Consider the following 15,503-nt stretch of genomic DNA (forward strand, 5'->3'; position numbering starts at 1 on the left):
CGGTAAAGATCTGCGGGGTGGGGTTCCGCTTATCCCGCATCGGTAGTACAAAGGACTTAACGGCCCGCGAGACCAAGGACATCCGAAAGGAAGACCTTTAGCGCAGTAAGGCCCACGGACCGATGCATGAATGTCGGGCACCCACGCGACGCCGACCCGTCGATTACGGGCCAGCCGCACCAGGTAACCGGACGAAGATTCCGACCTGATCGGCAAATTTCGTGCACGCATGGTAACCCGTCAAACATGCCAGCGGCGGTACCGCAGGGATGGGTACCGCCGCAACCCTTGTTCAGGGCGGATAAGCCGAAGTCAGAGGCTCCTTGCCCAGAAGCCGCAAGAGGCCGCCGGCTCCCTGACGGCTTCCGCGCCCGCTCCGTTTATGCCGCGCCGCGCTGCAGCGCCTCGCAGACCGCGGTGCTCTCCCGTGAGCCCAGCGCGACCGCGCGACCACAGTGCACGATCCACTCCGCGACGCCCTCCGGGGTGCCCGAGGCATAGCCCTCCAGGGCCGCGAGATAGGCCGCGCGCCCCTCTTCGGCGTGCCCGACCTCCGCGGGGCAGATCGACTTCGGGTCCAACCCGCTGCCGATCAGCACGATCCGCTCCGCCGCACGCGCGACCAGCCCGTTGTACGACCCGAAGGGGCGCAGCGTGAGCAGTTCGCCGTGCACCACAGCGGCGGTCACCAGGGCCGGGGCCTCGGTGCCGGCCAGCAGCAGTCGGGCCAGCCCGTCCAGCCGCCCGGCGACCTCGTCGGCGTCCGGCAACGGCAGCTCGACCAGCGGTTCGTCCACCGGCTCGCCCATCAGCCGCGGCCTGCCCACGGTGTCGTCCGCCTGCCCGCCGCCGGCCGCCACCAGATGGAGCCGGGCCAGGACCCGTAGCGGCGACTGCCGCCAGACGCTCAGCAGCTGTCCGGCCTCCGCGGTCAGCCGCAGCGCCGCGCCGACCGTGCGCGGCTCGCCGTCGACGCCGAAGTCGGTGCGCCGCCTGACCTCTTCGAGCGCCCAGTCGGCACCGGAGAGCGCCGCGGAAGCGCGCGCTCCGCGCAGCGCGGCCTCCGAGGTGACCTCATTGCTGCGGCGTCGCATGATCCGGTGGCCGTAGACCCTGTCGACGCTCTTGCGTACCGCGTCCACGGAGTCGGCGACCCCCGGGAGCGACGCCAGGGCCACGAGCGGATCGTCGCTCGCTTTCGGGGGAACGGGGGGCGTTGCCCCGGAGTGTGCAGCCATGGGTACGACCCTACGCACCACTGGGCCACGCCCCTCGAAGGAGTGGTCTTCTTCACGTAAACCTCTCACCTAAAGCAATGTGACGATTACCCTTGGTGAACATGAAGATCGCTTTCGTAGGCAAGGGTGGCAGCGGGAAGACCACCCTGTCCTCCCTGTTCATCCGGCATCTCGCCGCGTCCCGTATCCCGGTGGTCGCGGTGGACGCCGATATCAATCAGCATCTGGGCGCCGCCCTCGGCCTGAACGAGTCGGAGGCCGCCGCGCTGCCCGCGATGGGCGCCCATCTCCCGCTGATCAAGAACTACTTGCGCGGCAGCAACCCGCGGATCCCGTCCGCCGAGACGATGATCAAGACGACGCCGCCCGGCGAGGGCTCGCGGCTGCTTCGGGCCGACGGGGACAACCCCGTCTTCGACGCCTGCGCCAGGACCGTGCCGCTGGACGACACCTCGGTGCGGCTGATGGCGACCGGCCCGTTCACCGCGTCGGACCTGGGCGTGGCCTGTTACCACTCCAAGGTCGGCGCGGTCGAGCTGTGCCTGAACCACCTCGTGGACGGCCGCGAGGAGTACGTCGTCGTCGATATGACGGCCGGTTCGGACTCGTTCGCCTCCGGCTTGTTCACCCGCTTCGACATGACTTTCCTGGTGGCCGAGCCGACCCGTAAGGGCATCGCCGTCTATCGCCAGTACAAGGAGTACGCGCGGGACTTCGGCGTCCCCCTGAAGGTCGTGGGCAACAAGGTGCAGGGCCCCGACGACCTGGCGTTCCTGCATGCGGAGGCGGGCGACGACCTGCTGGTGACCTTTGGGCACTCCGACTGGGTGCGCGCCATGGAGAAGGGCCGGCCGGCTCACTTCACCCGTCTCGAAGAGGCCAACCGCCGCGCCCTCGCGACGCTGCACGCCACGGCCGACGAGGCGTACGAGCGCCGCGACTGGGAGCGCTACACCCGCCAGATGGTGCACTTCCACCTCAAGAACGCGGAGAGCTGGGGCAACGCCAAGACGGGCACCGACCTGGCGGCCCAGGTCGACCCCGCGTTCGTCCTCTTCGAGGGAACGACCGCTCCGCAGCCCGCCTGATCCGCCGACCCCCTTCGGCGCCTTGCCCACGGGCAGGGCGCCGTCGTGTTTGCGGGCCCGTCCCTCTTTGCGGGCCCGTCCGCCTTTGCGGGCCTGTCCGTCTTTGCCGGCCCGTCGCGGAACACCACGGGCCACGTGGGCCGTTGCTCCCGCCCGGCGGCCGCCCTCTTCCACTCAATTCCCCTTGCGACAAGCGCCGTCCGAGTGATTAACGGGAGCATTTTTCGGCAAACCCGCATTCCCCGAGAAGAGGCGGAAAAAGCTCCTGCCGATGGCCGCCGCATTCACCCAAGAGGGGGAATGACTGGCTCGTATGCCCGAAAAGACTTCTCTTTCTCTTTACGCGTCATTACGATTCATTTACCGATGCTTGAGAGTCACCGGAACGTCACTCACAGCGACCATCGCCGGTCACTCGCGTCCCGCCGCAGCACACCGCCGCCCACGATCGCGCCCCGCGCGACCGCGCCGCCCCGGAGGAGACGGGAATGTCGCAGATCGAGAAGCCACAGCCGCAGCACCCAGAGGTCCGCCCCGAGCCGTCCCGTTCGAAACCGGGACCCAGACGCCGAACGCGGGTGGTCCGTGACGCGTTCCGCCGGGACCTCTCCGCCTCGATCGTCGTCTTCCTGCTCGCCGTCCCGCTGTCGCTCGGGCTCGCCCTCGCCACCGGCGCCCCGCCCGAGGCCGGGCTGGTCGCCGCGGTCGTCGGCGGCATCGTCGCCGGTCTGCTCGGCGGCGCCCCGCTCCAGGTGACCGGGGCCGCGACCGGCCTCCTGGTGGTCACCGCCGACCTCGTCCAGCGCTACGGCTGGCGCGCCACCTGCGCGATCACGGTCCTGGCCGGTGTGGTCCAACTCGTCCTGGGCGCGCTGCGCGTGGCCCGCGCCGCGCTGGCCGTCAGCCCGGCGATCGTGCACGGCATGCTCGCCGGCATCGGCGTCACCATCGCCATCGGGCAGCTCCACGTAGTGCTCGGGGGCAGCCCCGACAGCTCGGCGCTCGACAACGCCGCGGCACTGCCCCGCCAGTTGGAGCATCCGCACGCCATCGCGATGATGATCGGCGCCATCACCGTCGCCGTACTGGTCGGCTGGGGCCGGCTGCCGGGCCGCGTCGGGCGGTGGGCGCGGGCCTTCCCGGCCCCGCTGGCCGCCGTCCTCGCCGCGACGGCCGCCAGCGCGGGGCTGGCCGTGCCCCGGGTGACGCTGCCGACCTGGCGGGTGCCCGAGCTGCCCGCGCTGCCGGACGCCTCCTGGCCGGCCATCGCCGCAGCGGTGCTGACGGTGACCCTCGTGGCCAGCATGGAGTCACTGCTGTCCGCGGTGGCCGTGGACCGGCTCGCGGCCGAGCAGCCGGGCGCCACCGGGGGCCGTACCCACCTCAACCGCGAGCTGGCCGGCCAGGGGGTCGCCAACGCCGTATCCGGGCTGCTCGGCGGCCTGCCGGTCTCCGGGGGCGCGATCCGCGGCTCGGCCAATGTGCAGGCCGGCGCGGTCGGCCGCCGGGCCACCGTGCTGCACGGCGTGTGGGTGCTGCTCTGCGCGGGCCTGCTGGCCGCCGCGCTGGAGCTGATCCCGCTGGCCGCGCTCGCCGCGCTGGTCATGGTCGTCGGCGTACGGATGGTGAGCTTCGCGCACATCCGGCATGTGCAGCGGCACCGCGAATTCCCGGTGTACGCCGCCACCTTGGGCGCGGTCGTCGTCTTCGGCGTCCTGCACGGCGTGGCGACGGGTGTCGCGGTCGCGGTGTTCCTGGCGCTGCGGCGGCTGACGCACACCCGTGTCACGGTGACGGAGGAGGCCGAAAGCCACCGGGTGCGCGTCAGCGGGCAGTTGACGTTTCTGGCGGTGCCGCGGCTGACCCGGGCGCTGGCACTGGTGCCGCCGCGCGCGAACGTCGTCGTGGAGCTGTGCGGCTCGTTCATGGACCACGCCGCCTATGAGGCGCTGCAGACCTGGTCGGCGGCCCATCGGGCGCACGGCGGCTGGGTGACGCTCGGCGGCCGTGCGGGCCGTCCGATCGCCGAACCGGCCAGCGCCCACTCCTGCCGCCCGTGGACGCCCTGGCGCAACCACCACTGCACCCGGTCGGCGCCGGCCCTCGAATCGGTCCCGGGGAGCAGCGGCAGTCAACTGCTGAACGGCGTCAGCGCGTTCCAGCGCCACACCGCCCCGCTGGTGCGCGAGGAGCTCGCCCGGCTGGCGCGCGAGGGCCAGCGGCCCACCCAGCTCTTTCTGACCTGCGCCGACTCCCGGCTGGTCACGAGCATGATCACGTCCAGCGGTCCGGGCGATCTGTTCACCGTCCGCAACGTCGGCAATCTGATGCCGCCGCCGGGCTCGGACGCGTCCTGCGACTCGGTCGGAGCGGCGATCGAGTACGCGGTGGAGGTGCTGAAGGTCGGCTCGATCACGGTGTGCGGGCATTCGGGGTGCGGCGCCATGGGGGCGCTGCTCAACTCCGTGGCATCCGGAGAGCTGGACGCGCCGGACGGCGGTGAGGCCACCCCGCTCGCCCGCTGGCTGCGGCACGGCCGGCCGAGCCTGGCCCGCATGGAGCGGATCGGGCGGCTGGGGAGGGGCGAAGTCGCCCTCGCCGAGCGGCCGGTGGCGGACGATCAAGAGCGGCTTGCGCTGGTCAACGTCATGCAGCAGCTCGACCACCTGAGGGCGCACCCGTGTGTGGCCCGCCGGGTCGCCGAGGGCTCGCTGGCGCTGCACGGCATGTACTTCCATGTCGGTGAGGCCCAGACGTACGTCCTGGACGAGGCCACCCGGAGGTTCTCCGCGGTCCGTCCGGAGCCGGCGCCGATGAAGGTCTGACCTGCGGAACGACCGGGGCACAGACCGTAATCGGACAGGTCTACACCAATTTTTATCCACAGGCCTTGTCAGGGCCTGGTACGGGCTGATGAGCTATGTCTTGGGACACATCGGACGCCCTGGGAATTGGGAGATGTCGTGAGCAACGAAAGTCTGGCCAACCTGCTCAAGGAGGAGCGGCGGTTCCCGCCGCCCGCCGATCTGGCCACGCACGCCAACGTCACGGCAGCCGCGTACGAACAGGCCGCGGCCGACCGACTGGGCTTCTGGGCCGAGCAGGCGCGGCGCCTGTCCTGGGCCACGCCGCCGACCCAGACACTCGACTGGTCCAACGCGCCCTTCGCGAAGTGGTTCGCCGACGGCAGGCTCAATGTCGCCTACAACTGCGTGGACCGTCATGTGGAGAACGGCCTGGGCGACCGGGTCGCCATCCACTTCGAGGGCGAGCCGGGCGACACCCGCACGATCACCTACGCCGAGCTGCAACGCGAGGTCTCCAAGACCGCCAACGCGCTGACCGAGCTGGGCGTACGGGCCGGCGACCGGGTCGCCATCTATCTGCCGATGGTCCCGGAGGCGGTGATCGCCATGCTGGCCTGCGCGCGCCTCGGCGCCCCGCACTCCGTCGTCTTCGGCGGTTTCTCCGCGGACGCGCTGGCGACCCGTATCGAGGACGCCGACGCCCAGGTCGTCATCACCGCGGACGGCGGCTACCGGCGCGGCAAGCCGAGCGCGCTCAAGCCGGCCGTGGACGAGGCCATCGAGCGGGTGGACCGGGTCCGCCATGTCCTGGTCGTCCGCCGCACCGGCCAGGAGGTGGCCTGGAACGACAGCCGCGACGTGTGGTGGCACGACATCGTCGAGCGGCAGTCGGACCAGCACACCCCCGAGGCCTTCGACGCCGAGCACCCGCTGTTCATCCTCTACACCTCCGGTACGACGGGTAAGCCCAAGGGCATCCTGCACACCACCGGCGGCTACCTCACCCAGGTGTCGTACACCCACCACGCCGTCTTCGACCTCAAGCCGGAGACCGACGTCTTCTGGTGCACCGCCGACGTCGGCTGGGTGACCGGCCACTCGTACATCGCCTACGGCCCGCTCTCCAACGGCGCGACCCAGGTGCTCTACGAGGGCACGCCCGACACCCCGCACCAGGGCCGCTGGTGGGAGATCGTGCAGAAGTACGGCGTGACGATCCTCTACACCGCGCCGACCGCGATCCGCGCCTGCATGAAGTGGGGCGACGACATCCCGGCCAAGTTCGATCTGTCCTCGCTCCGGGTCCTCGGGTCGGTCGGTGAGCCGATCAACCCGGAGGCGTGGATGTGGTACCGCAAGCACATCGGGGCCGACGCCACGCCCATCGTCGACACCTGGTGGCAGACCGAGACCGGCGCGATGATGCTCAGCCCGCTGCCGGGCGTCACCGAGACCAAGCCGGGCTCGGCCCAGATGCCGCTGCCCGGTATCGCCGCGACCGTGGTGGACGACGACGCCAACGAGGTGCCGGACGGCGCCGGCGGCTACCTCGTCCTGACCGAGCCGTGGCCGTCGATGCTGCGCACCATCTGGGGCGACGACCAGCGCTACCTCGACACCTACTGGTCCCGCTTCGAGGGCAAGTACTTCGCGGGCGACGGCGCCAAGAAGGACGACGACGGCGACATCTGGCTGCTCGGCCGGGTGGACGACGTGATGCTGGTGTCCGGCCACAACATCTCCACCACCGAGGTGGAGTCGGCGCTGGTCTCGCACCCGAAGGTCGCCGAGGCCGCGGTCGTCGGCGCCACCGACCCGCAGACCACCCAGGCCATCTGCGCCTTCGTCATTCTGCGCGGCGGTGCGGACGAGAGCGAAGGCCTCGTCGAGGAGCTGCGTGCGCATGTCGCCAAGCACCTCGGCCCGATCGCCAAGCCCAAGCGGATCCTGCCGGTCGCGGAGCTGCCCAAGACGCGCTCCGGCAAGATCATGCGGCGGCTGCTGCGCGACATCGCCGAGAACCGCGACCTCGGCGATGTCACCACGCTCACCGATTCATCGGTCATGGACCTGATCCAGGCGAAGCTGCCGAGCGCCGCCAGCGAGGACTGAGCGGGACCCGCCAGCAGGAGGGGGCGCCGGCCGCGGCGGCCGGTGCCCCCTTTGGCATCTCCGACGCGCCCGGCCGTAGCTCCTCCGGCGGCCGGACCCGTCCCCTCCGGCAGCCACCCGCCCGATATGCCCGTAAAGTCATGCCCACCGGATAACCCCTCGCACCCGACGGGTAAAGTGGTGAGCGCGTCAATGACACGCTAAGAAACTCTGGGTGCGCCGGGAAGTCTGGTCGGCAACTGCAACAGCCGTACACAGCTGCCGAAATGACCGGAGGTCCATCGCGTGAGCGCGCCCTGCAAGCAGACGATCGAGAGGCGCGCGCCGCGCGAACGCCGGCCTGCCGAGCGCAGCGAGGTCGACGCATGAGCGCCCCCGACAGCCGCCGTTCCATATTCCTCGGGCGGATGCCGCTGCCCGAGCGGAACTTCATCGCGGACGCACTGCGCGCCGAGACCGTGGGCGGCGTTCTCCTCCTGGTCGCCGCCGTCGTGGCCCTCGCGTGGGCGAACACCCTCAGCGGCAGCTACGAGGCGATCCGCGACTTCCACCTCGGCCCGGCCGCCCTGGGCCTCGACCTCTCCATCCAGCACTGGGCCGCCAACGGGCTGCTCGCCGTCTTCTTCTTCGTCGCCGGCATCGAGCTCAAGCGCGAGCTGGTCGCCGGCGAGCTGCGCGACCCCAAGGCCGCCGCCCTCCCCGTGATCGCCGCGATCTGCGGAATGGCGACGCCGGCGCTCGTCTACGCCGCCGTCAACGCCATCGGCGGCGGATCGATGCGGGGCTGGGCTGTCCCCACCGCCACCGACATCGCCTTCGCGCTGGCCGTCCTCGCGGTCATCGGCACCTCCCTGCCGTCCGCGCTGCGCGCCTTCCTGCTCACCCTCGCGGTCGTCGACGACCTCTTCGCGATCCTCATCATCGCGGTCTTCTTCACCTCGACGATCAACTTCCTGGCGCTCGGCTTCGCCGTCGTCGGCCTCGCGATCTTCTATCTGCTGCTCCGCAAGGGCGTCCGCGGCTGGTACGTCTACGTCCCGCTCGCCCTGGTCATCTGGGGCCTGATGGAGAACAGCGGGGTGCACGCCACCATCGCCGGCGTCGCCATGGGCCTGATGCTGCGCTGCACCCGCCGCGACGGCGAGCAACAGTCCCCCGGCGAGCACATCGAGCACCTGGTCCGCCCCCTCTCGGCCGGCCTCGCGGTGCCGCTGTTCGCCCTCTTCTCCGCGGGCGTCTCGATCTCCGGCGGCGCGGTCCACGAGGTCTTCACCCGGCCCGAAACGCTCGGCGTCGTCCTCGGCCTGGTGGTCGGCAAGGCGCTGGGCATCTTCGGCGGTACGTGGGCAACCGCCCGCTTCACCAAGGCCGAACTCAACCCCGACCTCAAGTGGCCGGACGTCTTCGCCGTCGCCTCACTGGCAGGCATCGGCTTCACCGTCTCCCTGCTCATCGGTGAACTGGCCTTCGCCGACGACCTGGTGCTGGCCGACGAGATCAAGGCATCGGTGCTGATCGGCTCGTTGCTCGCGGCCGTCGTCGCATGCGTCCTCCTCAAGCTCCGCAACAACAAGTACCGCAAGCTCTGCGAGGAGGAGGAGCGCGACGAGGACCACGACGGCATCCCCGACATCTACGAACTCGACAAGCCCGAGTACCACCTGCGGATGGCCGCCATCCTCGAAGCGAAGGCCGCGGAGCACCGGCGCCTGGCGGAAGTAGCCTCCGGGACACACACCGGCGACGATGGTCCGGCATGATCTGAACAGATATCGCATCCGGGTGAAAAAGAAGAGGGAGACGGCGATGAGCGCAGCCGACGACGGCACGGACCGCAGCCTCGGACAGCTGGTGGCTTCGGCAACCGCCGAGATGTCCGCACTTGTCCACGACGAGATCGCGCTGGCCAAGGCGGAACTGCGGCAGGACGCCAAGCGGGCGGGCATCAGCAGCGCCGCCTTCGTCGGGGCCGGGGCGCTGGCGCTGTTCGCCCTGCCGGTGCTGAGCTTCGCGGCAGCGTACGGCATCCACAACCTCGGCCTCGGGCTCGCCTGGGCCTTCCTGATCGTCGGTGGCGCCTTCCTGGTGCTCGCCGCTCTGCTGGTCGCCATCGCGGTCGCCAAGATCAAGAAGATCAAGAAGCCGGAGAAGTCCATCAGCTCGGCCAAGGAGACCGCGGCCGTCCTCCAGAAGGCCAAGCCACACCCGCGCACGGCGCCGGCGGAGCATCCGGTGCTGGAGTCTGTGACACGCTCGTAGGTATGACAGCCCCTGACACCACCACCTCGGTCGTAAGAGTCGACGTGCCCGGCGGGAGAGAGGTGGCACACCGGGACGTCGCGGCGAACGGCGCCCGCTTCCACATCGCCGAGATGGGCGACGGCCCCCTGGTGCTGCTGCTGCACGGCTTCCCGCAGTTCTGGTGGACCTGGCGGCACCAGCTGCCCGCGCTCGCCGACGCGGGCTTCCGCGCGGTCGCGATGGACCTGCGCGGCGTCGGCGGCAGCGACCGCACGCCGCGCGGTTACGACCCGGCGAACCTCGCCCTCGACATCACGGGCGTGATCCGGTCCCTGGGCGAGCCGGACGCCGCGCTCGTCGGCCACGACCTGGGCGGCTACCTCGCCTGGACGGCGGCGGTGATGCGGCCCAAGCTGGTGCGCCGACTGGCGGTGTCCTCGATGCCCCACCCGCGGCGCTGGCGCTCGGCGATGCTCGCCGACGTCAAGCAGAGCAGGCGGAGTTCGCACATCTGGAACTTCCAGCGGCCCTGGCTTCCGGAGCGCCGGCTGATGGCGGACGACGCGGCGCTGGTCGGCCGGATGATCCGCGACTGGTCCGGGCCCCGGCTGCCCGAGGACGACGCGGTCGCCGTCTACCAGCGGGCGATGAGCATCCCCTCGACGGCGCACTGCTCGATCGAGCCGTACCGGTGGATGGTTCGCTCGATGGCCCGCCCCGACGGCATCCAGTTCAACCGCCGGATGAAGATGCCCGTACGCGTTCCGACGCTGCATCTGCACGGCTCCCTCGACCCGGTGATGCGCACCCGCAGCGCCGCCGGCTCCGGTGAGTACGTCGAGGCCCCGTACCGCTGGCGCCTCTTCGACGGCCTGGGCCACTTCCCGCACGAGGAGGACCCGGTGGCGTTCTCGTCCGAGCTGATCAACTGGCTGAAGGACCCGGAACCGGACCGGTGACGGCGGGCACCGCACGGCTGGGGGTCCGGGGGTCGTCCCCCGAAGAGCGCAGTAACTGGCTGAAGGACCCGGAACCGGACCGGTGACGGCGGGCACGACACGGCTGGGGGTCCGGGGGTCGCCCCCCGAAGAGCGCAGTAACTGGCTCAAGGACCCGGAACCCGACCGGCAACCGGACCGGTGACGGCCGGAAGGCGGGGTCCGTTGAACGTCCGCCGCGGCCGGACCGCAACCCGTTCGAACGTTCATCTGACGAACGGCCACTTGCCTCGCGCATAGGCCAATTGGCGGCTCCCGAGGCGGTTACGGACCTTGGGGCACGGGCAGAGTCGAAGGTATGGGCTGGACGCACGACTACCGTGACGTGGCACGCAACCGCCGCAGCAGTGCCGCTGCAGTGGGCACTCGGGAGAGGGGAACCCCGGACCTCGGGTCCGGCGACTCCCCCGAACCCGCGCACCCGATGGGCATTCCGCGCATCCTGCGCCGCAGAGCGCGCTGGGTGAGCGCGCGCCTGCGCCATCCCCGCGGCTGAGCCCCGGCTCCTCCGCGCCGCCGGCGTGCGGCGCGGGAAGCCCCGGCTCACATCTCAGGCCCCCGCGCCCCGCACCTCACCGCTCAGATCGCACAGCCCTGGGTGTCGACCTGCCGCTCGGCCGTACGCCCCTGGGTGACGTCCCCGCGGACCTCGTCGGCGGTCAGCGCGTAGCCGGTGCGCGAGTCGTCCAGCGACTTCGCGAAGACGACGCCGTAGACCTCGCCCTGAGGAGTGAGCAACGGTCCGCCGGAGTTGCCCTGCCGGACCGTGGCGTAGAGGGAGTAGACATCGCGGCCGACCGTGCCGCGGTGGTAGATGTCCGGGCCGTTGGCCTGGATGCGGCCGCGGATACGGGCGGAACGGACGTCGTAGCCCCCGTTCTCCGGGAAGCCGGCGACGATGGCGCTCTTGCCGGTGTTCGCGTCCGCGCCGGCGAACCGCAGCGCCGGGGCGTCCAGCGACGGCACGTCCAGCACCGCGATATCGCGCCGCCAGTCGTAGAGCACGACCTTGGCGTCGTACGTACGCCCCTCGCCGCCCACCTGGACGGTCGGTTCCTCGACGCCGCCGACGACATGCGCGTTGGTCATCACGCGGTGCCGCCCGAAGACGAAGCCGCTGCCCTCGAGGACCTTGCCGCAACTGGGCGCGGTGCCGACGACCTTCACGATGCTGCGCTTGGCCCGCGCCGCCACCGGGCCGTTGGCCAGCGCGGGATCGGGCGCGGGCACCGAGGTGATCGGCTCGTTGGAGAAGGGCGTGAAGACCTGCGGGAAGCCGTTCTGCGCCAGCGCGGAGGAGAAGTCGGCGAACCAGGTGTTGGCCTGCGGGGGCAGCACCCGGGAGACACCCAGCAGCACCTTGGAGTTACGGACCTCCTTGCCGAGCGTCGGCAGGGACGTACCGGCCAGGGCGGAGCCGATCAGCCAGGCGACCAGCAGCATCGCCAGCACGTTGACCAGCGCGCCGCCGGTCGCGTCCAGCGCTCTCGCCGGTGACCAGGTGATGTGGCGGCGCAGTTTGTTGCCCAGATGGGTGGTGAGCGCCTGGCCCACGGATGCGCACACGATCACGATGGCGACCGCCGCGATGGCCGCGAAGGTACCGGGGGTCGCGTCGCCGGTGATCTCGTTCCAGATCAGCGGCAGCAGAAAGACCGCGATCAGGCCGCCTCCGAGGAAGCCGATCACGGACAGGATGCCGACGACGAAACCTTGCCGATAGCCGACGATCGCGAACCACACAGCCGCGACCAGCAGCAGAATGTCCAGGACGTTCACGCCCGACACCGTCTCACGAGCGCCAGTCGAGCGGGACGTGCTTGTCACGGTCCCACGGAATCTCCCAGCCCGCGTAGTGCAGAATCCGGTCGATGACTCCGGCCGTAAAACCCCAGACCAGGGCGTTCTCGACAAGGAACGCCGGGCCCATGTGCCCGCTCGGGTGACGCGTGGTCACGCGGTGACCGGGGTCCGTGAGATCTGCCACGGGAACCGTGAACACCCGGGCGGTCTCCGCCTGGTCGACCGCACCGACCGGGCTCGGCTCACGCCACCAGCCCAGCACGGGCGTCACGACGAAGCCGCTGACCGGGATGTAGAGCCGCGGCAGCACGCCGAAGACCTGGACACCGGACGGATCGAGGCCGGTCTCCTCCTGGGCCTCGCGCAGCGCCGCCCGCACCGGGCCGCACCCGTCGGGGTCGCCGTCCTCCGGGTCGAGGGCGCCACCGGGGAAGGAGGGCTGGCCGGCATGCGAGCGCAGGGTGCCGGCGCGCTCCATCAGGAGCAGTTCGGGGCCGCGCGGGCCGTGGCCGAAGAGGATCAGCACCGCGGACTGCCGGCCGCCGCTCTCGGGCGGCAGGAAGCGGCTGAGCTGGCGGGGCTCGATCGTGTCTGCCGCGCGGGCCACCGGGGTCAGCCATTCGGGCAACCCGTCGGCCGTGACGGTGACGTCCGGCACGTCTGCGCCCGGCGCCGGGCCGTACGGGCCGCTGGGCGCCGTCTTGCGCCGGGCGGCCGTGGTCTCGCCGTACTGCTCCCGTGCTCTCGTCATACGCGCCCCCTCAGGCTCGGCTTCTATGGTCGGGGCTTCGCGGCCGGCCACCCTCGGGGCCGGCCCCTGTCACCGCTGCTGCCGTCATGGCGCCGCCATCGGGGGCGCGGGCTGCCCCGGATAGTCGGCCGGCGGCTTGAGGCGCTGCCCCGGCTGCCCGCCCAGCTCGTACTTGAGCAGCTTCTTCGCCTTCTCCGGGTCCGTCTCGCCCTCGCCGTACGCGGGGCAGAGCGGGGCGATGGGGCAGGCGCCGCAGGCGGGCTTGCGGGAGTGGCAGACGCGTCGGCCGTGGAAGACGACACGGTGCGAGAGCATCGTCCACTCGCTCTTCGGGAAGATCGCGGCGACGTCGGCCTCGACCTTGTCCGCGTCCTCCTGGGTCGTCCAGCCGAAGCGGCGGGCCAGGCGGCCGAAGTGGGTGTCGACGGTGATGCCCGGGACGCCGAAGGCGTTGCCCAGCACCACGTTGGCGGTCTTGCGGCCGACGCCGGGAAGGGTGACGAGGTCCTCCAGGCGACCCGGGACCTCGCCGCCGAAGCGGTCGCGCAGCGCGGCCGAGAGGCCGAGCAGCGACCTGGTCTTGGCGCGGAAGAAGCCGGTGGGCCGGATCAGCTCCTCCAGCCGCTCCGGGGCCATCGCGGCCATGTCCTCGGGCGTCGGGCAGACCGCGAAGAGGCGGGGGGTGGTCTGGTTGACCCTCAGGTCGGTGGTCTGCGCGGACAGGACCGTCGCGACCAGCAGCTCGAAGGGGTTGGTGAAGTCCAGCTCCGGATGCGCGTACGGATACAGCTCGGCCAGCTCGCGGTTGATCCGGCGGGCCCGGCGCACCATGGCGACCCGCGACTCGGGCTTACGGGCGGCGGGGGCTTTCTTGGCGGCGGTCTTCGTGGCCGTCTTCTTGGCGGCGGTCTTCTTGGCCGCGGTCTTCTTGGCGGCGGTGTCCTTGGCCGCGGCGGCCTTCGTGGCGGTCTTCTTCGCAGCGGCGGGGGCCGTCGTGGCGACGGCCTTCTTCGTCGCGGCAGCCTTCTTCGTCCCGGCGGCCTTCTCCGCGGCCGGCGCCTCGGCCCCGGCGGACGTCTTGCCCACTGCGGCCTTCTTCGTCGCCGCGGCCCTGGTCGTCACGGCCTTCTTCGCGGCGGCCTTCTTCGCGGCGGCCTTCTTCATGACGGCCTTCTTCATGACGGCCTTCTCGGCCGCCGCCGGCTTCTCGGGGGTCTGCTTCACGGCGGCCTTCTTCCCTGCCGAGGTCTTACTTGCCGAGGTCTTGATTACCGACGTCTTCCTTGCTGAGGTGTTCGCCATCGGGTCCTTCACCGCCGGACGCGACGCGCCGGGCTTCCGCCCCGCCGGCTTCCGGCCGGACACCACCCTGGAGGACGATTTGTCACTTTTATCCGCATTCGGGCCTTCGAAGGACGGCTGTTCGCCCACAGCGGAATCGCGTCCTGCGCTCACTCGCCCAGCCCCCCAGTCCTGTGCTCCCACCGGCGTATTGGACACTCGGCCAGACTAAGGCCACCCACTGACATCCGGCCCGATCACCGGGATTCGTGACCCCAATCGGCCCCCTGCCGTACGGCTCGCGGCACGGGTCCGGCAAACTTGTGATTGATCGCACTGTTTTGCATTCCGGCATGATGGGGACCACAGTCCCCCGGAGCATGTCGACAAGGAGAGATCTCGTGGACGACGTTCTGCGGCGCGCACCGCTCTTCGCGGCGCTCGATGACGAGCAGGCGGCCGAGCTGCGCGCCTCGATGGGAGAGGTCACGCTCGCCCGCGGCGACGCCCTGTTCCACGAAGGGGACCCCGGCGACCGCCTGTACGTGGTCACCGAGGGCAAGGTGAAGCTGCACCGCACTTCTCCGGACGGCCGGGAGAACATGCTCGCCGTCCTCGGTCCCGGAGAGCTGATCGGTGAGCTCTCGCTCTTCGACCCGGGCCCGCGCACGGCCACCGCCTCCGCCCTCACCGAGGTCAAGCTCCTCGGCCTGGGCCACGGTGACCTCCAGCCCTGGCTGAACGCCCGCCCCGAAGTGGCCACGGCCCTGCTGCGCGCGGTCGCCCGCCGACTGCGCAAGACCAACGACCAGATGTCCGACCTGGTCTTCTCGGACGTACCGGGCCGCGTGGCGCGCGCCCTGCTGGACCTGTCGCGCCGCTTCGGCGTGCAGTCCGAGGAGGGCATCCACGTCGTACACGACCTGACGCAGGAGGAACTGGCCCAGCTCGTGGGCGCCTCCCGCGAGACGGTCAACAAGGCACTCGCCGACTTCGCGGGCCGCGGCTGGCTGCGCCTGGAGGCGCGCGCCGTGATCCTGCTGGACGTCGAGCGCCTGGCCAAGCGTTCGCGCTGACACCGGCCGCGCGATCGCGCACCGCGACACCACGAAGGGCCCCGCTCCGGCGGGGCCCTTCGCGCGTCAGGTCCGGGCCTCCAACGGCCCCTCAGATCAGCCGGCGTT

The 15,503-nt window shown here is 70.9% G+C and carries 12 protein-coding genes; 8 read left to right on the forward strand and 4 right to left on the reverse strand.

Annotated features, from left to right (window positions below; genetic code table 11):
• Positions 1-380: 380 nt before the first annotated feature.
• Positions 381-1,238, reverse strand: a complete 858-nt coding sequence (locus FCH28_RS33720; protein WP_136744025.1) for a Fic family protein — start codon at positions 1,236-1,238, stop codon at positions 381-383.
• A 101-nt stretch (positions 1,239-1,339) separates the two neighbouring features.
• On the opposite strand from FCH28_RS33720, the gene FCH28_RS33725 reads away from it, so the two are divergent.
• From FCH28_RS33725 to FCH28_RS39545, 7 genes are all read left to right on the forward strand, one after another.
• Entirely contained in the window at positions 1,340-2,326 is a 987-nt protein-coding gene (locus FCH28_RS33725; protein ID WP_136744026.1) for an ATP-binding protein, read from the forward strand.
• Positions 2,327-2,814: 488 nt separating this feature from the next.
• Positions 2,815-5,151, forward strand: coding sequence for a SulP family inorganic anion transporter (locus FCH28_RS33730; RefSeq protein ID WP_136744027.1), 2,337 nt, complete (start codon positions 2,815-2,817; stop codon positions 5,149-5,151).
• 138 nt (positions 5,152-5,289) lie between these two features.
• Positions 5,290-7,245, forward strand: coding sequence for an acetate--CoA ligase (acs, locus tag FCH28_RS33735; RefSeq protein ID WP_136744028.1), 1,956 nt, complete (start codon positions 5,290-5,292; stop codon positions 7,243-7,245).
• 365 nt (positions 7,246-7,610) lie between these two features.
• A complete protein-coding gene (gene nhaA, locus FCH28_RS33740; RefSeq protein WP_136744029.1) occupies positions 7,611-9,005 on the forward strand; it encodes a Na+/H+ antiporter NhaA in 1,395 nt (464 codons plus the stop codon).
• A 46-nt stretch (positions 9,006-9,051) separates the two neighbouring features.
• Positions 9,052-9,504: a phage holin family protein gene (locus FCH28_RS33745; RefSeq protein ID WP_136744030.1), complete on the forward strand. Its 453-nt coding sequence runs from the start codon at positions 9,052-9,054 to the stop codon at positions 9,502-9,504.
• 2 nt (positions 9,505-9,506) lie between these two features.
• Complete coding sequence (locus FCH28_RS33750; protein ID WP_136744031.1) at positions 9,507-10,445, forward strand: alpha/beta fold hydrolase; 939 nt, start codon at positions 9,507-9,509, stop codon at positions 10,443-10,445.
• Positions 10,446-10,782: 337 nt separating this feature from the next.
• The gene (locus FCH28_RS39545; RefSeq protein WP_136744032.1) at positions 10,783-10,980 is read left to right on the forward strand and encodes a hypothetical protein; all 198 of its coding nucleotides are present in this window, start codon (positions 10,783-10,785) and stop codon (positions 10,978-10,980) included.
• An 83-nt stretch (positions 10,981-11,063) separates the two neighbouring features.
• Here FCH28_RS39545 and FCH28_RS33760 read toward each other — a convergent pair whose 3' ends face one another.
• The 3 genes from FCH28_RS33760 to nth form a co-directional block, all read right to left on the reverse strand.
• Positions 11,064-12,263, reverse strand: a complete 1,200-nt coding sequence (locus FCH28_RS33760) for a MarP family serine protease (RefSeq protein ID WP_136744033.1) — start codon at positions 12,261-12,263, stop codon at positions 11,064-11,066.
• Positions 12,264-12,276: 13 nt separating this feature from the next.
• The gene (locus tag FCH28_RS33765) at positions 12,277-13,038 is read right to left on the reverse strand and encodes an NUDIX hydrolase (protein WP_136744034.1); all 762 of its coding nucleotides are present in this window, start codon (positions 13,036-13,038) and stop codon (positions 12,277-12,279) included.
• A gap of 84 nt (positions 13,039-13,122) precedes the next feature.
• Positions 13,123-14,217: an endonuclease III gene (nth, locus tag FCH28_RS33770; protein ID WP_246103457.1), complete on the reverse strand. Its 1,095-nt coding sequence runs from the start codon at positions 14,215-14,217 to the stop codon at positions 13,123-13,125.
• Positions 14,218-14,720: 503 nt separating this feature from the next.
• Between nth and FCH28_RS33775 the strand changes: the two genes are divergently transcribed.
• Positions 14,721-15,395, forward strand: a complete 675-nt coding sequence (locus tag FCH28_RS33775) for a Crp/Fnr family transcriptional regulator (RefSeq protein ID WP_006604164.1) — start codon at positions 14,721-14,723, stop codon at positions 15,393-15,395.
• The last annotated feature ends 108 nt before the right edge of the window (positions 15,396-15,503 follow it).

The sequence above is a fragment of the Streptomyces piniterrae genome, from assembly GCF_005048155.1.
GTDB lineage: Bacteria > Actinomycetota > Actinomycetes > Streptomycetales > Streptomycetaceae > Streptomyces > Streptomyces piniterrae.

What these genes read in the sequence shown, in the direction of transcription:
- FCH28_RS33720 (WP_136744025.1), bottom strand. Translation starts at nt 1,238, where the DNA reads ATGGCTGCACACTCCGGGGCAACGCCCCCCGTTCCCCCGAAAGCGAGC.
- FCH28_RS33725 (WP_136744026.1), top strand. Translation starts at nt 1,340, where the DNA reads ATGAAGATCGCTTTCGTAGGCAAGGGTGGCAGCGGGAAGACCACCCTG.
- FCH28_RS33730 (WP_136744027.1), top strand. Translation starts at nt 2,815, where the DNA reads ATGTCGCAGATCGAGAAGCCACAGCCGCAGCACCCAGAGGTCCGCCCC.
- nhaA (WP_136744029.1), top strand. Translation starts at nt 7,611, where the DNA reads ATGAGCGCCCCCGACAGCCGCCGTTCCATATTCCTCGGGCGGATGCCG.
- FCH28_RS33745 (WP_136744030.1), top strand. Translation starts at nt 9,052, where the DNA reads ATGAGCGCAGCCGACGACGGCACGGACCGCAGCCTCGGACAGCTGGTG.
- FCH28_RS33750 (WP_136744031.1), top strand. Translation starts at nt 9,507, where the DNA reads ATGACAGCCCCTGACACCACCACCTCGGTCGTAAGAGTCGACGTGCCC.
- FCH28_RS39545 (WP_136744032.1), top strand. Translation starts at nt 10,783, where the DNA reads ATGGGCTGGACGCACGACTACCGTGACGTGGCACGCAACCGCCGCAGC.
- FCH28_RS33765 (WP_136744034.1), bottom strand. Translation starts at nt 13,038, where the DNA reads ATGACGAGAGCACGGGAGCAGTACGGCGAGACCACGGCCGCCCGGCGC.
- nth (WP_246103457.1), bottom strand. Translation starts at nt 14,217, where the DNA reads ATGAAGAAGGCCGTCATGAAGAAGGCCGCCGCGAAGAAGGCCGCCGCG.